This window comes from Ehrlichia canis str. Jake (genome assembly GCF_000012565.1).
GTDB classification, from domain to species: domain Bacteria; phylum Pseudomonadota; class Alphaproteobacteria; order Rickettsiales; family Anaplasmataceae; genus Ehrlichia; species Ehrlichia canis.
The window spans coordinates 965,173-989,198 of record NC_007354.1; the positions used below are offsets into that span (position 1 = coordinate 965,173).

Annotated in this window: 18 protein-coding genes; 5 read left to right on the top strand and 13 right to left on the bottom strand. The window is 29.2% G+C overall.

Annotation, left to right across the window (positions count from 1 at the left end):
- Positions 1 to 729 precede the first annotated feature (729 nt).
- From ECAJ_RS03515 to ECAJ_RS03575, 12 genes are all read right to left on the bottom strand, one after another.
- Positions 730 to 1,941, bottom strand: a complete 1,212-nt coding sequence (locus ECAJ_RS03515; protein WP_044262010.1) for a multidrug effflux MFS transporter — start codon at positions 1,939 to 1,941, stop codon at positions 730 to 732.
- Positions 1,942 to 2,263: 322 nt separating this feature from the next.
- Positions 2,264 to 3,121 (bottom strand): FAD-dependent thymidylate synthase, encoded by an 858-nt coding sequence (thyX, locus tag ECAJ_RS03520; protein ID WP_044262191.1) that lies wholly within the window; start codon positions 3,119 to 3,121, stop codon positions 2,264 to 2,266.
- 957 nt (positions 3,122 to 4,078) lie between these two features.
- A complete protein-coding gene (locus ECAJ_RS03525; RefSeq protein ID WP_011304796.1) occupies positions 4,079 to 4,855 on the bottom strand; it encodes a succinate dehydrogenase iron-sulfur subunit in 777 nt (258 codons plus the stop codon).
- Between the two features lie 36 nt (positions 4,856 to 4,891).
- On the bottom strand, positions 4,892 to 6,688 hold the full coding sequence (sdhA, locus tag ECAJ_RS03530) for a succinate dehydrogenase flavoprotein subunit (RefSeq protein ID WP_011304797.1): 1,797 nt from the start codon (positions 6,686 to 6,688) through the stop codon (positions 4,892 to 4,894).
- A 1,088-nt stretch (positions 6,689 to 7,776) separates the two neighbouring features.
- The gene (locus ECAJ_RS03540) at positions 7,777 to 9,522 is read right to left on the bottom strand and encodes an ABC transporter ATP-binding protein (RefSeq protein WP_011304799.1); all 1,746 of its coding nucleotides are present in this window, start codon (positions 9,520 to 9,522) and stop codon (positions 7,777 to 7,779) included.
- 2 nt (positions 9,523 to 9,524) lie between these two features.
- Positions 9,525 to 9,854 (bottom strand): iron donor protein CyaY, encoded by a 330-nt coding sequence (cyaY, locus tag ECAJ_RS03545; RefSeq protein WP_011304800.1) that lies wholly within the window; start codon positions 9,852 to 9,854, stop codon positions 9,525 to 9,527.
- Between the two features lie 178 nt (positions 9,855 to 10,032).
- Positions 10,033 to 11,298, bottom strand: coding sequence for a serine hydroxymethyltransferase (glyA, locus tag ECAJ_RS03550; RefSeq protein WP_011304801.1), 1,266 nt, complete (start codon positions 11,296 to 11,298; stop codon positions 10,033 to 10,035).
- A gap of 74 nt (positions 11,299 to 11,372) precedes the next feature.
- Positions 11,373 to 11,999 carry a 50S ribosomal protein L9 gene (rplI, locus tag ECAJ_RS03555; RefSeq protein ID WP_011304802.1) on the bottom strand — a complete coding sequence of 209 codons (627 nt, stop codon included), beginning with the start codon at positions 11,997 to 11,999 and terminating at the stop codon, positions 11,373 to 11,375.
- Positions 12,000 to 12,019: 20 nt separating this feature from the next.
- A complete protein-coding gene (gene rpsR / locus ECAJ_RS03560; RefSeq protein ID WP_011304803.1) occupies positions 12,020 to 12,307 on the bottom strand; it encodes a 30S ribosomal protein S18 in 288 nt (95 codons plus the stop codon).
- A gap of 13 nt (positions 12,308 to 12,320) precedes the next feature.
- The gene (gene rpsF, locus ECAJ_RS03565) at positions 12,321 to 12,650 is read right to left on the bottom strand and encodes a 30S ribosomal protein S6 (RefSeq protein ID WP_011304804.1); all 330 of its coding nucleotides are present in this window, start codon (positions 12,648 to 12,650) and stop codon (positions 12,321 to 12,323) included.
- A gap of 137 nt (positions 12,651 to 12,787) precedes the next feature.
- Complete coding sequence (locus tag ECAJ_RS03570) at positions 12,788 to 13,390, bottom strand: CvpA family protein (protein WP_011304805.1); 603 nt, start codon at positions 13,388 to 13,390, stop codon at positions 12,788 to 12,790.
- A 5-nt stretch (positions 13,391 to 13,395) separates the two neighbouring features.
- On the bottom strand, positions 13,396 to 16,068 hold the full coding sequence (locus ECAJ_RS03575) for a TRAP transporter fused permease subunit (RefSeq protein ID WP_231243020.1): 2,673 nt from the start codon (positions 16,066 to 16,068) through the stop codon (positions 13,396 to 13,398).
- 467 nt (positions 16,069 to 16,535) lie between these two features.
- On the opposite strand from ECAJ_RS03575, the gene radA reads away from it, so the two are divergent.
- From radA to ligA, 5 genes are all read left to right on the top strand, one after another.
- Positions 16,536 to 17,888: a DNA repair protein RadA gene (gene radA / locus ECAJ_RS03580; RefSeq protein WP_011304807.1), complete on the top strand. Its 1,353-nt coding sequence runs from the start codon at positions 16,536 to 16,538 to the stop codon at positions 17,886 to 17,888.
- Positions 17,885 to 18,382, top strand: a complete 498-nt coding sequence (locus ECAJ_RS03585) for a DsbE family thiol:disulfide interchange protein (protein ID WP_011304808.1) — start codon at positions 17,885 to 17,887, stop codon at positions 18,380 to 18,382. The genes radA and ECAJ_RS03585 overlap by 4 nt, the downstream gene beginning before the upstream one ends.
- A gap of 485 nt (positions 18,383 to 18,867) precedes the next feature.
- Positions 18,868 to 19,089, top strand: coding sequence for a BolA/IbaG family iron-sulfur metabolism protein (locus ECAJ_RS03590; protein ID WP_044262015.1), 222 nt, complete (start codon positions 18,868 to 18,870; stop codon positions 19,087 to 19,089).
- A 6-nt stretch (positions 19,090 to 19,095) separates the two neighbouring features.
- A complete protein-coding gene (grxD, locus tag ECAJ_RS03595) occupies positions 19,096 to 19,428 on the top strand; it encodes a Grx4 family monothiol glutaredoxin (RefSeq protein WP_011304810.1) in 333 nt (110 codons plus the stop codon).
- Positions 19,429 to 19,455: 27 nt separating this feature from the next.
- A complete protein-coding gene (ligA, locus tag ECAJ_RS03600) occupies positions 19,456 to 21,489 on the top strand; it encodes an NAD-dependent DNA ligase LigA (protein ID WP_011304811.1) in 2,034 nt (677 codons plus the stop codon).
- 1,237 nt (positions 21,490 to 22,726) lie between these two features.
- On the opposite strand, the gene ECAJ_RS03605 is transcribed toward ligA, so the two are convergent.
- A complete protein-coding gene (locus ECAJ_RS03605) occupies positions 22,727 to 23,887 on the bottom strand; it encodes a ribonuclease D (protein ID WP_011304812.1) in 1,161 nt (386 codons plus the stop codon).
- Positions 23,888 to 24,026: the final 139 nt, after the last annotated feature.

Below are 24,026 nucleotides of genomic sequence, written 5' to 3' on the forward strand. Positions count from 1 at the left end.
TTATCATCAGCAAATCCTGCTCCGAAACAATAATTATCCATTTACCATCAAGACGATATAGATTAACGCTCATCCCTATTTGTCCTACGCCACCTTACGAATAATAAATCTTTAGTATTCATTTTTAAGCAAAACTTAATTAGGAAATACCATATCTATTTTTAAAGAAAAGTATTAGAATCATTAATTATTATTAATTCATATAATGTATGCTGTTGAAAACTCTGCATTTGTTACTAGAAGTAATAAAAGAAAGCAATTTTATATTAAGTAGTTGAAAATCTTCATTAATTATAATTATGAAAGTAGCACTTGAGTATATTTCTAATTATTATATCTAAAATAAACTTTATATAACACAGAACAATTGCCAAAGTAATTGATTTCAAAAAGATCTATTTTATATCAATCTACATTAAAGTAATACATTACCTACCTGAAACGGATAATTGAACTATCATCTGCCATTTTTTCTCAATCTTTTTTCTAATGTCCACCTTTTTACATAACATTTTTTTACATTTCGTATTCAACACAAAAGACACTGAAATATAAAAAGATACAGTTCTATATCTTACATAACATAATGTCAGAGTAATTAGATTAAAATAACATTAGTCAAAAAACTAATAATAAGCTACCCTAAGTTCCAAAATAATAAAAAACTACATCAATAATTATTAAAAGTTTCAACACTACAAAAATAATGCTCTATTGTAAAAAAACTAGTTATACATCTACAAACTTAGATCTATTACTCTTATTAGTCACTTGTAAAAAAGCATATATTACAAGGCAAATTACAGAACAAATTATTGGAAACAGTATTACTGGAATTAGAGTACCATCATAAAAACATCCTAAAATATAAATACCAAGTGCACCAAAAATTGTTTGTAAAAACAGAATAAATGCGGAACCTATGCCTGGTTCCTTAATTTCAGAAAATGCAGCTGTCATATTATTACCAAGAATAAAAGCAATTCCCATGCCAGACGGCATCCACATAATTTCTGCTAATAAAGGACTAATTTCAATTATTTGATAAAGTACAAGTACTACCAAATCTGATAAAGTAGTTAAAATTAATCCTATAAGCAACATATTATTGATTCCAAATCTCTCAACAAACCTTTGATTAATAATTGCACCAACAATATATGCAGCTACATTAATAGCAACAAAATAACCATAATAACCAACAGGAACACCCATATCATTAACAAAAATAAATGGTAAGTTAGCTACACATGACCAAATCCACATAATAGTAAAACTTTGAATTAAAGCAAAACCACAAAATCTAATATTTAAAACAAGTTCTTTATATTTTCGTATAATAGACAAAAAAGATATACTACTATCAACATTATCAAAAGAAATAGTTTCTTGCAAAAACATAAACAAACTAGCCAAAACCAATACTGCCATAATAGATATTGTAACAAACAACATGTTCCAATGATAACCATGTGCTATAATAGCACTACCTAAAATTGGAGCTACCACAGGAGCAAATGCTACTGCTATATTTACTATAGAGATATTTTTAGCACATTCATTTCCTGAATACATATCTTTAATAATAGCATATCCAACAACTCCAGCTACACCTGCACCAAATCCCTGAATAAAACGCATGATAATTAACATAATAATATTACTAGAAAAACAACACATTATGCTTGCTACCATAAATATTCCTACACCTAACAGGATAATAGGCCTACGTCCATAATAATCAGATAATGGACCATATAATAATCCGGAGACAGAGATTCCCACCAAATTTAAACTAACTGTTAACTGAACAATAGTATGGTCTACATTAAAAAATTCACTAATTTTTGGCAATGCAGGCAAATATATATCAGAAGACATATCACACATTACAATCACAGCAATAATAAGCACTAAAATACTTTTTTTTAAAATTTTCATAAACTAAAATAAAATCCTTAATTAATAAACATATCATTAATATAACATTTCATGCAAAATCATTGTATATAATTAAATTATTCTAAATTTTTTAATTAATATCCAAATCTACAATCTAAATTATAGACTACCCAGAATACTATTAAATACAGAGCAATAAATATTTAAAATAACCTTTAAATTATTTGATCAAGAAAAAAATATTATCTAATATCATTATGCTATGAAACCTAACACACAACATTAAAAATACTTAAAATTCTATAAGATTCTAATATATATTAAACACAACAATTAAGACATATAAAACTTATGATACTTTCTATAGTTCATTCTCTAAAATAGACATTAATTCTTTCCATTCTCTTTTTCCAATACTAGTATCTTCACGAGCAACTTCTTCACCAGCAATTAATCTTCTTACAACATCTAGTGCACTCTTTGATAAATGCTGTGACTCTAAAGAATATTCAACAAAAGCTGCGTAAGTTAACGGTACCCATTTCTTTACAATCTCTAATATAGCTTTTGCATATACTCTAATTTCATATTGAGCATTCATTTCAGATCTTAATTTTAAAAAATGTAATAAATTATGCAAATCTATTTTCCAATACCATTCGGTATAATAATTTAAAGTTAGATTAACACGTGATATTTCTCTGGAAATACCTTTCTCCAAAAATTTATTATAAGTTTCATAGACCATATTAGAATCATGTACTAAAAGATCAGTAACATACTCAGCATCTTCATGAGATAAGCTACTTCCCCTACCTTGAGCATTATTTTCAGACTGCTTTGCTATTTGGTCATGTTCTGGAATATAAAACTCACGATCTAACACAGAATACCTTGCAGAATATTCATTGACATTTGCAGTCCGATGACGTACCCACTGTCTTGCAACAAATATAGGTAATTTTATATGAAACTTAATTTCACACATTTCAAACGGAGTAGTATGTGAATGACGCATTAAATAATTAATCAATGCAGCATCCTGATTTACACTCTTAGTACCCCTACCATAAGATATTCTAGCAGACTGTACAACAGATTCATCAGATCCCATATAATCAACTAACCTAACAAATCCTTTATCTAAAACTTTATGCTCTTTATAAAGAATTTCCTCTAACTCAGGGACAACAACACGCTTTGTAAGCTTAGATTCCATCAATTCCATCATTACCCCTCCCATCTTACATTAATCATCACTTATACTCAATACTAACAATTGCCTACATTAGATCAAGCTTTAAAAACTAACACCTATCATACATGATAAAAGAAGTATAGTACAAAATTTAAACTCTTAACACTATAGTTAAAATTTTTTTTCATCACGCAAAGCTAGCAGCACAAAATCTCCATAATTTCATAGCAAAAAAATGAAAATATAACTCTTATACTATCTATATCGATAGATATAACACTCTGAAAACACAATAACAACTACTTATACTAAAAATTCATTACATAAAATAATAATACATTTAACATGTAACAAATTTTTAAGAATAAAAATGTTACTACTATATTTACTATCTTTATATGCATAGCATTCTAGAAAATATTACAAACTATTTTCTCTCAAAATTCATTTCACTTAATAACATAAATCAAGTGTAACAATATTTTTAAATCTATCACTTAAATCTAAGTGCAACACAATCTTGTAACATAGTACAAACAATAAAAATGTTAATATCATACTTATTATCTTTATGTGCATAACATTCTAGATAATATCACAACTACTTCTCCCAAAACTCATTACACTAAATAACATCAAGTGTAACATATTTTTAAACCTATTACTTAAATCTGTGCAATACAACCTTGTAAATTTATAGTGCAAATAATAAACATATTATCATTGTACTTCATATATATGTATCACAACATAAATATAACAAACTACCTGTAACAAAAAATATTTAAGAAAAGTATATATTTCACCACAATAATAGATTAACTATCTTACTTAACCATAGTAAAGCAAAAACTTTATAAATTAATGATGTAACTTCACTTCCATAATCACATTTCCTACAGCTTACATATAACATTTTATACTTAATAAGTTGTGTATATACAAAAGCTAGCGTTAATAACTCTGACGATACTGCTATTATCTTCTCACCATCATCTGCTTAATATGAGCAATTGCTTTCGCAGGATTTAACCCCTTAGGACAAGTTTTAGTACAGTTCATAATAGTATGACAGCGGTATAACTTAAACGCATCATCAAGCATATCTAACCTACTATTTGATGCTTCATCTCTACTATCAATAAGCCATCTATAAGCTTGTAACAAAGCTGCTGGCCCTAAATACTTATCTGAATTCCACCAATAACTAGGACAACTAGTACTACAACATGCACACAATATACAGTCATATATTCCATCCAACTTACTTCTATCTTCTATTGTCTGTAACCTCTCCTTATTATGATTAGGTTCTTCAGCCTGCATCCATGGAGTTACTGACTCATATTGTGCATAAAAATTACTTAGATCAGGAACTAAATCTTTGATAACATACATATGCGGCAAAGGATAAATCTTTACATCTGATTTAATATCTGATATTGCTTTGGTACAAGCTAAAGTATTTGTACCATCAATGTTCATAGCACATGAGCCACATATACCTTCTCGACATGATCTTCTAAATGTTAATGTAGAATCAACTTCATTTTTAATCTTGATTAAAGCATCTAATACCATTTGTCCACATTCATCAAGATCTATAAAAAATGTATCAATTCTTGGATTTTCATCATCATCTGGAGACCATCTATATATTTTAAAACATTTCACATTTTTCGCATTTTCAGGAGCGTGATGAACTTTACCATTCTTATTAATCTTAGAATTCTTAGGTAAACAAAATTGAACCATAGTCAAACCTTTTAAATAACCACTTTAGAGACACTATTAATATACCCTTTTCTGCGGTGGAAAATACTGAACATCATCTGTTAAAGTTGTTTTAGCAACATCTTTATATTTTATATTTACAGAACAATCCACAGGATTGTACCATGCCAAACTATGCTTCATCCAATTCTCATCATCACGTTCAGGAAAATCTTCACGCGCATGAGCACCTCTACTTTCTTGACGATTTGCAGCACATTCCATAGTTACAACAGCTTGTGGCATCATATTAGTTAATTCTAATGCTTCAACTAAATCACTATTCCATATCATACTTCTGTCTTCAACTGCAATTTCAGATACAGATTCAGCAACATTTTTAATATTTTTCTTACCTTCTTCTAGTACTTCTGCAGTACGAAAAACAGCTGCATGGTTCTGCATTACATTCTGCATATTATTACGTATCTCTGATACACGTAAGCTTCCTTTTGAAAATCTTAATGCATCAAACCTATCAATTATCCAATCTTCTGATGATTTCTTTACAGGAACATGCAACATACCAGGTTTAATTAACTCTTTTGCTCTAATTGCTGCTGCCCTTCCAAAAACCACCAAATCAAGGAGTGAATTAGATCCTAAACGATTCGCACCATGTACAGAAACACAAGCTGCTTCTCCTATAGCAAAAAGCCCTGGTACTACTTTCTGTTGCCCATTACTTAAAGTAACAACTTCACCATAATAATTTGTAGGTATACCACCCATGTTATAATGAACAGTCGGTAAAACTGGTATTGGATCTTTTGTAACATCTACTCCAGCAAAAGTACGTGCAGTCTCACTAATACCTGGCAGTCTCTCACTAATAACCTTTGCACCCAAATGAGACACAGATAAATACACATGATCCTTCTTAGGACCAACACCACGACCTTCTCTGATTTCTAATGTCATCGCTCTACTAACAACATCACGAGATGCTAAATCCTTGGCTTTCGGAGCATATCGCTCCATAAACCTCTCACCTTCAGAATTAATTAAATATCCACCTTCCCCTCTACAACCTTCTGTTATCAAACATCCAGCACCATATATACCAGTCGGATGAAATTGTACAAATTCCATATCTTCTAGAGGTAAATTAATACGAGATACCATACCTCCGCCATCACCAGTACAAGTATGTGCACTAGTAGCAGAAAAATATATCCTACCATAACCACCCGTAGCAAGAACAACAACATGGGCACGGAACCTATGCAATGTACCATCACATAAAGACCATGCAAGGACACCCTTACATTGACCTTCTTCGTCCATTATTAAATCAATAGCAAAATATTCTACAAAAAACTTAGCATTATATTTTAAAGACTGTTGATACAGTGTGTGAAGTATAGCATGACCTGTTTTATCAGATGCAGCACATGTACGTACTGCTGGCTTACCTTTACCAAACTCTGTAGTCATACCACCAAAAGGACGTTGATATATCTTACCTTCACTAGTACGAGAGAAAGGCACACCATATCTCTCAAGCTCAATTACAGCTTCTGGAGCATTCTTACACATATACTCAATAGCATCCTGATCACCAAGCCAATCTGAACCTTTGACTGTATCAAACATGTGCCATCTCCAGTCATCTTCAGAAACATTTCCCAATGCAGCACTAATACCACCTTGAGCTGCTACTGTATGACTTCGTGTAGGGAAAACCTTAGATATACATGCAACAGACAACCCAACATTAGTCATACCAAAAGTTGCTCTTAAACCAGCTCCACCAGCACCTACGACTACAACATCATATTCATGATCTATAATATCATATGCAGAACTAGACATTGGAAAAAACAATATTTTAAATAATAAACATTAATTAGGCTATCACAATAACACAGCGAGTCAATATAATTCCTATGTTAAATAAGTTCATAATGTAACTTACAATTTTATTAAAAAACCAGTTACAAACACATTTTCTATTTAACAATATTTAATTATACAACATTAATTTCAATCAAAATTCAAAAAATATACAACCACAACTTCAAATGAGCAGAAGTTAAAATTTAATCATATTTTATGGTCACTAATAGCACATCTAATATGTTAAAATAATTAATTTATTAAATAAAGATATGCACCTATAAATTCTCATCGGTAAATTAAGTATATAAAAAACATACTAACTGATCCCCAACACGTACCACTAACATATTAACAATTTACAACACTAATTTAGATTTATTTTTCAACATTTAAATATATCAAAACAATATAATCACTAGATAACATATCTCATTCTAACATACTGAAGCAACTTACCCATCAAAATAGCAACTAATAAATTCCACAAACAAACTAAGTATATAACTATCAATAACTGATATTACTAATGTTATATATCACCCTAAATAATTAAATATATTCCATAACATTAACGTGCACACATATCAACAACATCACATCAGATAACATATTCAGTATGCTCATACCTATTAAAATAGAAATATGCATAATAAAACGCCTTGTATAAATAAGTTGAACATATAAAAAATTACTTATTGATAATTGATGTATATTGTTAACATACCTATAATTTTGAATATTACTCACATTATCTTTTAACATTAAAGCATATACATTTATATACATCAAAAAACTAGAATTATCAGTTAACAAATCTATCTATTATGCATACTATAAATAAACTACTTATGATAATTAAACTGACTGATAATACATCATTTCACTCAGATCTATCTTTATTACATTAAAGTAATATATTATATTTATAAAATGTATCACATTTCAGTATCACTTATACAAATTTCTAAAAACCACTGAATATCCATTACTTAATACCGTCACTATAACATATCCAATATAAGATATCATCTTATTAATAAACTATAGAAAAATAACAGATTTTACTGATGATTATCTGAAAAATAATCACTTGATAACTGTAATTTTGCTAATTTTGTATATAAACCATCCTGCTTACTTATCAATGACTTATGTGTGCCTATATCATCAATGCATCCATTATTAAACACAATTATTTTATCTGCTTTAATAATAGTCGACAACCTATGAGCTATTACAAGCATTGTTTTATTACTCCTCAAATTATCTAAAGCATCATGTATTAATTGTTCATTTTTTGAATCCAAAGAAGATGTAGCCTCATCCAATATCAACACACCTGAATCCTTTAATATAGCTCTTGCTATAACAATTCTTTGTTTTTGCCCTTCAGATAAACATAAACCTCTTTCACCAACAAAAGCGTCAAATTTCTCTGGTAGACCTTCTATAAAATCAAGTATACAAGCTGTTTCTGCTGCACTTCTCACTTCTTCATATGTAGCATCAGCAACCCCATAAGTTATATTATCCCATATTGTTCCAGAAAACATTATAGGGCTTTGAGGTATAATACTAAAAAGAGAACGTAAATTCTTTATTGACAATTCTTTTATATCGATACCATCAATAGTAATACTCCCTGTACTGACATCATAAAAACGTAATAGTATATTTACTATAGTACTTTTACCGCTACCAGATGGTCCAACCAAAGCAACAACTTGTCCTCTATCAATAGTAAATGATACATTTTTCAATGCAGGAGTATCTGGCTTACTAGGATAATTAAAAGTGACATCATTAATTGAAATTCTATTCTTTATTTCCTTAATTTCCTGTGGATGTGCTACTTCAACAATATCTGAAGACATTGACAATATTTTAGAAATATCTTCTGCAATTCTTATAGCCTTCTGTATATCATTAAAATTGTCCCCCATATTATTCACTGAACCAGCAGCTATTGCTGCATAAAATATAAAAGAAAAAAGAGAACCAACAGTTATATTGCTATTTAATACTTCTCTTATTCCAAGAAATAAAACAAACCCTATAGATATCATAGCAGAAGTTATAATCAATGTAACCAGTAATGCACGCAGAAGAATATACCTATTTGTTATATTGAGTACATTAGCAAGCAAATTCTCAAATTTCTGCTTTGTAAGATCCTCTTTTGAAAAAGACTGGATAACATATACTCCACGATATGTTTCTTCAACAAAAGAAGTTATATTATCAATACCTAAACGTACTTTACCAGATAACAATTTTACTTTCTTGCCAAGAAAAGTCAAAATTAACAAAATTACTGGAATGACTACTATAGTATACATAGTTAACTTAAAATTAGTATGTATCAACATGACAATACTACCAAGCAAAGTAGTGACATTTCTAAGTATTGTTGACATACTAGCACTCAAAATTACTTGCAGAGTTGATGTATCCGCCATCAATCTTGTAATTAAACTTGATATACTATTGTTTTCAAAAAATCTCGGAGAAAAATGTATTATCTTATTATATAACTTTAGCCTAATACCAAGAATAACTCTCTCACTACCATATCCAGTCAACCACAATCGTAAAAAGGATGTAAGTGCAACTATTAAAACTATAGCAAGTAAAAACAATAATGAATTGTTGATAGAACTAACATCAGAAGTTGCAACCCATGAATCTACTAAATTATGTAAACCATACCCAAATGCTAAAATCGTTACAGAAGATACAGCAACTACTAAATACGCAAATATAAAATATAACAAATGAGGTTTTACAAACTGAAATAATGCTTTCATTTTTATATCACAATATCAAACAATACCTTCATCTCAACTCTTAGAAAGTTAAACAATTCATCGCTTTTATCATTTATCCATGCACTCAAGGATTTATCATAACTAAATCTCACAGATCCACTAATAGGAGAAGCAACCCAAATTTGCATAGAAGGTTCATGTTTATTAATAATATATAAGTTACCATTACTATCTGATATTTTCACTACTCCATCACAGTTTTCACACTCTAGCACACCATCAATATCTACTCTGTCTATCATTTCAGTTAAAGTATTTAAGAGGTTATAAGATAAAGCCTGAAAATCAGATATACACAAAGAATGTGACATTTTTTTTTACATTTCAATCTATAGTAATAAATATTTATACAACATGAACCCTCACTAACAAATTAAAAAAATAAGATTAGCTTAAGGTTAATCTTACTTAAAAAAATAGGTAATACCAATCAATAACAACAAATTATTTAATCTTTTAAAATATTACATGATATTACTTTATATTTACTTAAGAAATAAAAGCAAAGGTTAATTCTTTAACTTTTTTTATCACATCCTGTTCAACAGATGCTTTAACAATATCACTAGCTTTTAAGTTATCAATAACATCACAAACCATATTACCAATCTCTCTAAACTCTGATTCTTGTAAACCTCTAGATGTTTCAGCAGCACTACCAAACCGCAAGCCAGAAGTTACAAAAGGTTTTTCTGTATCAAAAGGAATAGCATTTTTATTACAAATAATTCCCAATCTTTCTAGTGCAAGCACTGCATCTTTACCTGTAACACCTTTAGGACGTAAATCAACTAAAACTATATGAGAATCTGTCCCATCTGTAACAATATTAAGCCCTCTTTCTTTAAATACTTCAACTAAAACCCTAGAATTTTTAATTATTTGTTTTGCATAATCTTTAAAATCAGGTTTCAATGCTTCTCCAAATGCTACAGCTTTTGCAGCAATAACATGCATTAATGGACCTCCTTGCATACCAGGAAAGATAGAAGATTGAATCTTTTTATGAATATCTTCATAATTAGTCATTATTACTGCACCCCTAGGACCACGTAAAGTCTTATGAGTAGTAGATGTAACAACATGAGCATATTCAAAAGGTGAAGGAAACTCTCCAGCAGCAATTAATCCAGCATAATGAGCTATGTCAGCTAAAAGATATGCTCCAACTTTATCAGCTATTTCTCTAAACCTTTTGAAATCTATTGTACGAGGATAAGCAGATGAACCAGCAATAAGTAATGTTGGCTTATGCTCAAGAACTAGCTTTTCTATCTCATCCATATCTAGCAAACCAGTATTACGATCAACTTGATACTGAACAGCATTAAACCACTTACCCGAAATACTAGGAGCAGAACCATGAGTTAAATGACCTCCACAATCAAGTGATAATCCAACTACTGTATCACCTGGCTTTAATAATGCAGCAAATACACCTTGATTAGCTTGTGAACCAGAATGCGGCTGAACATTTGCAAATTTACAACCAAATAACTTACATAAACGTTCTATTGCTATATTCTCTACAATATCTGCAAAGTGGCATCCACAATAATATCTTTTACCAGGATAACCTTCTGCATATTTATTTGTGAATATAGAACCCTGAGCTTCTAAAACCGCTTTACTAACAAAATTTTCTGATGCTATCAACTGTAATTGAGAATTTTGCCTATTTAATTCTCCGGAAATACAGTCAAAAACTTCTACATCTATATCTTGTAAATTGTGATCTAAGATATACCTAACCATAGAAATAACCCCGTAATAAACTAAAACAAACTCTTAACAGCGTTATTACAATATTAGATATAACCCCTACTGTATTACTCTATAATGTTATTTTCTTCTTCTTTATCACTACTATTTACACCACTAGTATCTATACTATCACTAACGCTATCAAGCTTTAAACTTTCATCTACTGACGTACCACTTCCTTCTTCAACTTCTTTTTCTATTTTTCTTTTCTTCTCTGCATGTAACTTTTGTGCTTGCATAGCACCTAGATCATTCTTAACTACATAAAGCGTAATAGGAAGTACTAAGTCAGGGTGTAATTCCAAATTAACTACATACTCACCAATATACTTAATTACAGAGTAAAAAAATATATTACGATAATGTATATTGTACCCTTTATCAGACAGTAATTTAGATATGCACTTTGGAGTTACAGAACCAAAAAGCTTTCCATCATCAGCTGCCTGCCTAGTTATAATCAGGAATTCATCTTCTAAAGATAACTTTAAAGCTTTTGCCGCTTCCAATTTTTCTAAATTTTCTCTTTCAATGACCAAATATTGTTCTTCTAAATTCTTTAAATTTTCTTTAGTTGCCCTAACTGCCTTTTTTTGTGTTAACAAATACCTTGCATACCCTGGCTTTACTTTAGTTACTACGCCAGCCTTACCAAGATTTCTAACACTCTCTTTTAGAATAATTGATAACATCATTAACCTACAAACAAATATCAACAATAAGGCAATAAAGCTAAATAACGAGCTCTTTTTACAGCAGTAGACAATAACCTTTGCTTTCTAGATGAAACAGAAGTAATTCTACTAGGTAATATACGCCCATACTCTGAAGTAAATTTAGATAATAGAGTTTTATTTTTATAGTCTATATCTTCATTTGGACATTGTTCTAATGGGCAAGCTTTAGACCTTTTAAAATATGGCCTTTTTAGGTAAGCCAAAGGGGAATAAGCAGTAGCATTAGAATTATTAGAATTTGCTTTCTTATTTTTTTTCAACATAATAAATATCCAACTATACTTGATTTGCTTGTATCATCAAAGAATCACCTTTTGGCAACTTATCTTTCTTAAGACACAAGAAACGCAAGACATCTTCGTTTAACCTAACCTTACGCTTAAACTCATCCATGCTACTAGGAGTTGCTTTGATATATATCATACAATAATGCCCCTTATTCATCTTATCTATGGTATAAGCAAAATCCAAGAGCCCCCAATACTCATACTTAAGAAGTTCAGCACCATTTTTTGTTAATAAGGAAGACAAACCTTTTACCAAGCCTTCCAACTCATACTGAGTTAACCCTTGCTGTGCTATAAAAGTAAATTCATATAAAGGCACGTCTTCTCCTTAACAAAAACTAACTACGTCATTATATAAAATATTACATTATAATCAAGTTAATTATTTTGCTAACTGGATGTTTTTATTATTCAATTACAATGCAAACTAAATAACACTAAATTTTCCTATCATAATTATTCTTTGTGCTTAAATTTTTTCTTTTTAATGCTATCAGCAGTATGCTTTTTCTCAATGATATCTTGCACTACAGACTCCACTTCATGAATCTTCTCATGAGTAGTTTCAGGTATAATATCATCTACATAAGTATTAAATACATAAAATATATTGTAATAATAAGAATTTACAAACCAAGAAGGTAAAACCTTTTCTTCTTCATCACCATCTTTAGGAGCTGATAATGCATAACAAGAGGTTTCTATAATAAAAAACAAGAAATATGAAAAAACTATCCCCTTAACAAACCCTATAAGCAATCCACCAAATCTATCAATTATAGTACATCTTACTGAAGACAAAAGATGCATAATCCATCCATTTACAATCATCATAGCAACAATTATCAAAATAAAGACAGTAATTGTAGACAAAATCTGTGATATAATATCAGAAACAACATACTGACTATACAAATTAGAAAAATAACCATGATATTTAATAGTCAATAATACTGATATACAAATACCACATAATCCAAATATTTCTTTGATAAACCCTCTAAAAACACCAATTATTACTGATAATGATATAATTCCAATAACTGCTACATCTAGCATAAATTCTATTCTCGCTTTACCAAATCACGTTTTCTAGTCTGCAAAAAGATTATTAAAACCAATAATATAATAGCTATTAAATAAACATAAGTAACATGATAATTTTTCTTCAATGACAATGCTAACTCAACAATGCAATAGCTTTCATCCATATCAGATGGTTCTATGTAACTCCAACTTGCTATATCTTTAATTTCCAAACGGTTATTAGATGTTCCATTTGGATCAACAGTAATCCCAATATTTTTATCTAACAAATCAAATAATGTACCCTGAAACTCAACTCCCTGTATCTTATCTTTCAATGGCACTATTACTTCTTTTCTTATACCATCAGATTGTTTTCTACTTTCTACAGTAAATTTCATAGCACTATCTTTAAGAACTACAAATTTATCGTGTAACTTAGAAAATGGTATAGTATCGTAAGGCGAAACAAATAATTTAGCAATATAATTAGGCATAATCAGTATTATACCTAACATCAGAAGCATAATAGATTCGTATAACTTATTTTTTCTAATAAAATACCCCTGCATTGCAGCAGAAATACTTAATATACCAACTAATGAAACAAAAATTACAAATACATTATCCCATATGTTGGTAACATCATATAGGATAAGCTCAGTATTGAATATAAATAAAAATGGAACAATCATAGTTCTTATATTATATAAGAAAGACTGCACTCCAGTTTTAAATGCATTAGCTTTTGCAATAGCAGCAGCAGCATAAGATGCTATCCCCACAGGAGGGGTAACATCCGCCATAATCCCAAAATAAAATACAAATAAATGAATAGCTATTTGTGGAACATAAAAACCACTTTTATGTATAACAGAAGTTAAAATTGGAGCCATAAGAGTTGATACAATTATATAACACCCTGTTGCAGGCATACCCATACCTAACACTATACATATTACTGCTGTCACTAATAAAGTAAAAAACAAACTACCATGAGCTATCGAATCAAGTAATCCACTAATTGATAAACCAAAACCAGTTAATGATACTGCCCCTACTATTATCCCTGCAGCACCAGTTGCCACTGCAATAGCAATCATATTTTTAGAAGCAACAACCATAGCTTCATATACTTGCTTCATACTTCCATAAAATACAGAGCATAAATTCATTATTCGTTTATCAAATAAAGCATATATTGTGTCTTTAGCAAGCAACATAAAAATCAAAAATAAATTTGTCCAAAAACAAGACAATGCAGAAGATAACTTTTCAACAATTAAGCACCACACTAAAATAAAAATCGGAATAAAATAATGGATCCCATACTTAAAAGTTTCTGATAATCTTGGACACTTATTTTCTTCTTCATCATTCTCTACAGTTCTTTTTCTTTCCCCTTTGAACTGATAAAATAACACACCAATATACACAGAAATTAAAATTAACGATATGCAATATATACTTTTATCTAGAAATATAGCTTTAATCCCTGGTATATAAAACCCATATATGCTAATTCCTTCTATTAATACATAAACTACACATGAAAATATAACTAAACACGTCACAGATATAAAAAATCTCAAAATGCTAAAATAAATGGATCTAGCTTTAGTGAGGTCAATAACAGGACGCATATCCAACTTACATGCTTCCAAATGTACAATATAAAGTAAAGTAACATATACCATGACTGCAGGTACAAAAGCATACTTTACAATAGTAGCATAAGGAATAGATAAGAATTCAGACATTAAAAACGCTGCTGCCCCCATAACTGGAGGCATAATTTGCCCATTGACACCAGCTGATACTTCTATAGCAGCAGCCTTTTCAGAACTAAGACCCATTTTCTTCATTAATGGGATTGTAAAAGAACCTATAGTTATAGTATTAGCAACTGATGAACCAGACATCATACCCATGAAACCAGAAGCAATCACAGCAGCTTTAGCTGGCCCCCCAACAAATCTACCAAGTAAAGCAAATGAAAGCTTAATAAAGAAATTCCCAGCTCCTGCTTTATCTAAAAACGCACCAAATAAAACATATAAAAACACAAAATTAGAAGACACAGCAAGTGCTACACCAAATACCCCTTCTGAAGACAACCATGCATGAGATGCAATAGCAGAAAAATTATGCCCTTTATGAGCAATAATATCCGGCATACTATTTCCAAAATAAGCATACATTAGAAACATTAAAGCAATAATAGCTATGGGAGCACCAATAGCCCGCCTTGCTCCTTCTAACAGGAATACAAGTCCTAAAAATGCCATGATCAAATCAAGATCATTAGGCATCGCTATCCTAAATGATAAATCCTCATAAAATACAACAATATATAACACTGATATACAAGATAGCACTGCAGAAACACAATCCAAGGCTTTCAAGGTTTTATTAGAATTTTTAGATATAGGCAAAAATAAAAATAACAATGAAAATGCAAACGCCAAATGAATAGCTCGAGACTTTACATCAGGAAATACTGCCCATTCTAAACCATGATCAACCAACCAAAACGGCAATGGAGACGCTATAAACAATTGAAAACAAGCCCACAAAAACGCTATAAAACTTATTGTATAACTTGTAATTTTATTGCCATCATCAATTGGCCTAGAGGAAGCTAATTCCCTGTCTATTAAGTGTTGTATATGCTCTGCTTCCTTTTTCATTATATAATTAATCCCTTTCATAACACTTTATTAGTTAATAACATTACATACTTTTCACGTCAATAAAATATGACCCCTAAAGTAATATAGGTATTTTCCTAAAATATACTTAATAAAAAAAAATAATACGGATATTTCAATCAACACAAATTAAAAACTTTTACTTAAGAAAAAAATATTTAATATTAAAAAATTTTTACATCATTGATATACATTAATTTATATTTTTAAAAATATACAACACTATTCAAGCTATCATAGATTATTATAATTAAACTCATATATTTTATTTGTCACTTTCAAATATATAAAAAACAATTCTATAAAATATTTATTAATAATACATGATTCATTTTTAGAAGAATTTAAATTTTCTGATATATCCTGCAACAATAACAAAATACAAGCAGATCAAGAAACTTCAAGTAGCTAAGATACCTTTTATTTGCTAGAATCAACTAATATAGCATAATTGATGATTTTTAGATATGTCCACAAAAGTTCTCTATATCTGCCAAGTTTGTGGGAATCAAACACACAGGTGGACTGGCAAATGCAATTCATGTGGCAGTTGGGATAGTATTACTGGTGAAACAGCTACAGAACATTTAATAAACACACAACATAACTCTGAAATAAAGCTAAGCTCATTATCTGATAAAAATGTAGAAATATCATCACGTTTTATTACTAAAATCAGTGAACTAGATAGAGTATTTGGAGGTGGAATAGTTTTAGGAAGCAGTACACTTGTCGGAGGAGAGCCTGGAGTAGGAAAATCAACACTACTACTCCAATTAACATCAATTTTAGATAAAAATTTCTCTAAGTGTCTTTATGTATCAGGAGAAGAATCTATAGACCAAATAAAAATAAGAGCAGATCGTCTACAAATCACTCAATCAAACATTCAATTATTATCTACTTCATCACTATCAGATATTATCTTGTCACTCAAAAAAAATAAAGATTTTAAATGTGTCGTCATTGATTCAATACAAACTATATATGATAGTAGGATATCATCATCACCAGGAACAGTAGTACAAATACGTATGTGTACTCATGAGTTAATCACATTCACAAAACAACACAACATAATACTATTTATCTTAGGACAAATCACAAAAGATGGTCAAATAGCTGGGCCAAAAACTCTAGAACACATGGTAGACACAGTATTATATTTCGAAGGAGAAAACAATAGTCAATTACGAATTCTGCGCACAGTAAAAAATAGGTTTGGACCTACTAATGAAATAGGTGTATTTGAAATGTCTGATAAAGGATTAATCCCTGTAAAAAATCCCTCATATCTTTTTTTAGCTAAATCACAAAATAATAACATAGTTGGTAGCGCAGTTTTTGCTGGTATTGAAGGATCAAGACCTATATTAATGGAAATACAATCACTAATTGCAAACACAAATATGGTTACCCCAAGAAGAGCAGTAGTTGGTTGGGATGTCAACAGATTGGCAATGATCATTGCTGTACTAACTGCAAAATGCAATATATTTCTAGGTGATAAAGAAGTCTATCTTAACATTGCTGGCGGATTAAAAATATGTGAACCAGCAGCAGATTTAGCTATTGCAGCATCCTTAATATCAAGCTTTATTAATGTAGCAATTCCATCATCAATAATAATACTAGGGGAAATAGCTTTATCAGGAGAAGTCAGGAACATATCAAGCATTGATTCACGATTAAAAGAAGCTCATAAGCTAGGCTTTACAAAAGCTATTATTCCACTTAATAATAAGCATGTTTTCACTGATATTAATACAGTAGAAATAGGTCATATAAAAATGTTAAAAAAATATCTTATTGAACTATGAAAATCATTGCTACAGCTTTATTAGTATGTTTTTTTACATTTGTTGCAATATTTACAAAAGTGCTACTAAACAAAAATACTGCACCTGATAATACAAACAGAATAGTACTACCTATACTCTTTACAGAAGATCAAGTATTTGACACAAATGATCTGATTGGACATCCATATATACTCAATGTATTTGCTTCCTGGTGTACAACATGTCAAGAAGAACATAAATTATGGGTAGAAGTTGCTGAGAAAAAAACAATAAAAATATATGGCATAAACTACCTTGATACAGAACATAAAGTAAAGGAATGGCTGAAAAAACATGGTGACCCATACACTAAAATAGCTAAAGACTACTCTGGTAAAATGGGAAGTGTATTAGGAGTAACAGCAGTACCTGAAACTTTTGTTTTCGATAAAAATGGCAAAATGATATTACAAATACATGGTAATATATCTAAGGATATATTAGAAAATCAAATATTAAAACTCATACAATAGAAATACTATAACCACTGTAATAAGTATATTTTGATATTTTCTACCATAATATCATCATTGAAATTAAAACACCAAATCAATATAACTAGATAACATAACAGCTAGATTATCAGTAAAATAGATAGTGCATTGTGAGGTACATAAAACTTTTGTTTTTGATAAAAATATTACAATACTACTATAAAGACATCGCAATATATCTAATAGATATAACTCAAGACTAAGTTTTAAAACATAAGAATGTTAATTATTCATCTATATAAAGATTTACCACTTAGTATTGTATTGAAATACAAATCTTATACAAAAAATAATGTTGTAAAATCTGATAGCGATAACACACCTACAATATCGTATTTTTAAATGTTTGTCACATTCAACATAAACATATTTAAATGATATATTTCTAATAGCTTTAACTATTTACCTACATATTAAAGCATGCTATATTGAACTAGCACTATATCAATTTATAATTGTTAAAAATGACTATAATACAATCTCAATTGGAAACCCTAATAAAAGATGCTTTTCCAGAAGCTGAAGTCACTATTACCAGCCTTGTAAATGATAATAATCACTATTCAATCAAAGTAATCTCAAATCAGTTTCAAGGTAAATCAAAACTAGAGCAACATAGAATGATATACAAAGTGCTAGATGGATTAAACATACATGCAATACAAATACAAACAGGGTGTAAGTAATATACTATGAAAAACGATATAATGGATAAAATAAAACATGATATAGAAAATAATGATGTAGTTTTATACATGAAAGGAGACGCTGATTTCCCACAATGCGGGTTTTCTAGTGTAGTAGTTAGTATTTTAAAAAAAATGAAAGTAAACTTTAAGAGCATTAACGTATTAGAAGATTTAGAATTACGTGAGGCCATTAAAGAATTCACAAATTGGCCTACTATACCACAATTATATGTCAAAGGTGAGTTTATTGGTGGGTGCGACATAGTTAAAGAAATGTACCACAGTGGAGAGCTTCAGGAATTATTTAGTAAAAACAATTTAATTTCAACTCAATAACACAAAATATTTTTATTTAAGCTAATTATGAAGCAAGAAGAAGCTAAGTTAGAGTTAGATAAACTAAACAGTCAAATACAGCATCATGACTTTCTTTACTATACACAGGATAACCCACAAATCACTGATGCTGAATATGATGTGTTATGTCACAAAAGAAACTTAATACTTGAATCATTTCCAGAACTTGCATCAAATAACAACTACCAAGACAACGTAGGTAGTACTCCAGATGCAAAATTTGCCAAGGTAAAACATGCAGAGAAAATGCTTTCCCTAGATAATGCTTTTAATCAGCAAGATATAGAAAAATTCATTACAAGAACTAAAAAGCTATTAGACATGGACAATAGTCAATCTATAGCTATATCTTGTGAATTAAAAATTGATGGATTATCATTTTCTGTAATATACAAAAAAGGAGAAATTTCTCAAGCATCAACAAGAGGTAATGGGTACTTCGGTGAAAATATTACAAATAATGTAAAGACTATAAAAAATCTACCACATACCATACAAAATGCACCAGATTCTTTAGAAGTAAGAGGTGAAATATACATAGATCGTAGTGATTTTATACAACTTAATAAAGATGGAAACAACTTTGCAAATCCGCGAAATGCTGCTGCTGGATCCGTCAGACAATTAGACATCAATATTACTGCTCAGCGCAAGTTAAAATACTTTATGTACACAATAGTTAACACTAAATGTCTAACACAAGAAGAAACACTAAATCAATTAAAAACTTTGGGGTTTTGTGTTAATGAACATACTATCACTACAAATAATATTGAAGATGCTCTTAATTTTTACAACCAATTTTATAACAATAGAAGCAACATTAGTTATGACATTGACGGAATAATATATAAAGTCAATGATATAAAATCACAACATATTCTCGGCGCAACCAACAAATCACCAAGGTGGGCAATAGCTTACAAATTTCCTGCTGCAGAAGCCAAAACATTAGTAAATAAAATTTCTATACAGATTGGTAGAACCGGAGTATTAACACCAATAGCAGAACTTTCTCCAATTAACATAGGTGGTGTAATAGTAACAAGAGCAAGCTTACACAATAAAAGTGAAATAGAACGTAAAGATATACGTGAAGGTGATTACGTCATTGTTAAAAGAGCAGGAGATGTTATACCTCAAGTAGTTGATGTAGATAAAAATCTCAGAGCTCAGGAATTAACAAAATTCATTTTTCCAACAACATGCCCATCATGTGGCAGCAATTTATTTCAAGCAGAACAAGAGGTATCAATATACTGTACAGGAGAATTATTTTGTAAAAACCAAATTTTAGAAAAAATTAAGCATTTCGTCTCAAAAGATGCTTTTAACATTATTGGATTTGGAAAAAAACAGCTTTTATTTTTTTATGAACAAGGCCTAATAACAAATATTGTTGACATATTCACACTAGAAGAAAAAATAAGCAACAGTGATTTAAAATTAGAGTCACTACATGGATGGGGAGAAAAATCCATACATAATTTATTTTCTGCTATCAACAACAGTAAAACTATCAGCTTAGAGAATTTCATTTTTGCATTAGGCATAAGATTTGTAGGAAAATATATAGCAAAAATATTAGCTAAACATTTTCTATCATATGAAAAATGGTATCATGAAATGTTAAGATTAGCTCAAGATGAAAATTATCTACTTAACATACAACAAATAGGTCACAAAACTATACATTCTCTTAAAATGTTTTTCACAGAGCAACATAACTTAGACACAATAAACAATTTAGTAAGACATCTAACAATAACAGATGCCAAAACTACATCTCATTTATCACTTTTACATGGAAAAACCATAGTTTTTACTGGTGAATTATCAAATATGTCAAGACATGAAGCAAAAACAAAATCAGAGACTGCAGGAGCAAAAGTTTCATCATCACTATCAAAAAATACAGATTTTTTAATTGTAGGAAACAATCCAGGATCAAAATACAAAAAAGCACAATCCTTAAATATACAGATTTTAACAGAAGATTTATGGCTACAGTACATCAGCCCAAATACCAATGAAAATTAGTAATATCCTAATAAGCAAACTTTAAATAACATTCTATAAATTCTAGTGTTTTATATTTATACCAAAATAGACACTCAGTATACATAAGAAAACCATAATAATAATCTAGTATCAAAAAAACCAATTACTACTAAATAACAAACTTAATAGAATTAGTATTACTAAAACAAATGCTTATTTTTAGCAATTAGTAATATTACATCAAAAATCAATTTACTGCTGTTATCATGTAAAAAAATTTATAGAGAACAATAAAATACAGCATTAACAAGATATGTCATTATCTATAATTAATACTTATCTTCCCTATATAAAAAAAATAAATTCCAATATTTGATCCAATAAAACTTATGCCACCAATCTTATTAAGACATCATTACAAATCATCACAACTATTACTTTAATATAAATTTGCACAATACTACATTTAGCTTCATAATACTGTATTTTAACTGTAATTATTTTAATCTATAAATTTCAATCAAGGTTAATATAATAGAAAAATCATATACACTTACTAATTAATAATACTGCACCAAAAATAGTTATAATATACTATTATCTGGTATATCAAAATCTCTGACTTTTTATTAACAAAATCAAGTCTATACTTGTTCAACACAGTTATAATAACAACATTTAATACCTAAAAAACACTACTCTTAATAAAACTATCAACCAAAGAATTTATAAACACTAATGATACAATAATAAAAAAACTGTTTATTACTAACCAATCACATTAAGTCTGTATTCACTCAAAACAGTACAACTACCTCTAATATTTAACTATCTGTATCTTTAATAAAACTGCTTATATTGATCAAAGGATTTATAAATACTAATAATACAATACTAAAAAACTGTTTACCACCAATCAACAACATTAAGTCTGTATTCACTCAAAACAGTACAACTACCTCTAATATTTAACTATCTGTATCTTTAATAAAACTGCTTATATTGATCAAAGGATTTATAAATACTAATAATACAATACTAAAAAACTGTTTACCACCAATCAATAACATTAAGTCTACATTCATTCAAAACAGCTATACCATTCAACTTATCTCTATTCTTAACAACATTAATCTATATTGACTTAAAGCTTTACAAATATTGATATTAACATGAAAAAAATGTTCATTATTAATTGAATAATACTGAGCTTGTAAAAGTAATTACACCAATGATATATAATATTTTAATTTAACTCTTAACTAGCAATATTAGATTACATATCTGTTAAAGTGGTCATTATATCTATAAAATTATTATCTAAGACTTGTGCTGAAACTATAATTTTGGATTTCCCTTGCATAAATTTTTCTATCTCACACCCGAAAAATTCATATCTCCAACCCTTCATTACATAACTAAATTTACCATTAAGTAATTTAATTAAGCTACCTTTAGAAGTAACTAGTTTTTGTGAGATATTATTTTTATAACATAAGTTGCACAATAATATAAGCAGTACATTTAAAATAGATTGATTATAATTGGTATCTATATTATATAACTCATCAACATTAACATCTTGGTTGTTATTAATAATTTCCAAAAGATCAGCTACTATACCATGTGTTAAATACTCTTTCTTTATGTATTTACTCAAAGTACTAATATCACTCTTTCTAATAAAATCTTTAATTAAAGACAGCATTACCTTATTTCTTAATATCAATTCACGGTTAAGATTAAAAAATTGAGCTAATTTTTCCCTCCATTCAATTACAGATTTCACAACAATAATTTCTTCTCTTGTAATATCAGAAGAAAGATCAGGAATATCACAAACATTACTATAGTTAAGTTCTTGTAACACTATATTATCCATCTCCTCTAAGAACCATAATAACTTTCCAGAATCTACTAGATTGTCATACAATATTTGATAAAGCTCATGCAAATATATAACATCGTTTAATGCATATTGAATTTTATCAGGAGATAATGGACGCAGCATCCAATTAGATCTTTTCAAGCTTAATTTATCCAGTGAAATTCCCAAAAACTGTTCTACTAATCTAGAATATCCAACAGCGTTTTCATAACAATAACAAAACATAGCAGCAACTTGAGTATCAAATATAGGATTAGGAATTTTTGGAAATTTTGTTAACAATGCATCTATATCTTGCCTACAATCATGAAAAACTTTTACTATATTTTTATTATACAAAATAGAATTTAAAGGTGATAAATCCATATCACTTGCTAATACATCAATAACAAACTGTTCCCTACCATATGCAACCTGCATTAAACATAACCTAGGGTAATATTCACTACTATTCCTAATAAATTCAGTATCAATTGCAATAAACTTAGGTTGCAACATAAGTAGATTATTACACATATGTTCTAAATTTTTCACACTATCAATTAACATACACTTTTATCTTACTCCATAATCTAAATTTTAAACAACAGTACAGAAAAATACTACATTAATTAAGCTTATCATATAGCATATTTCCATATTGGATATTTCAAAGATGACTTGACTGTTAACACTAATATTGATTTTA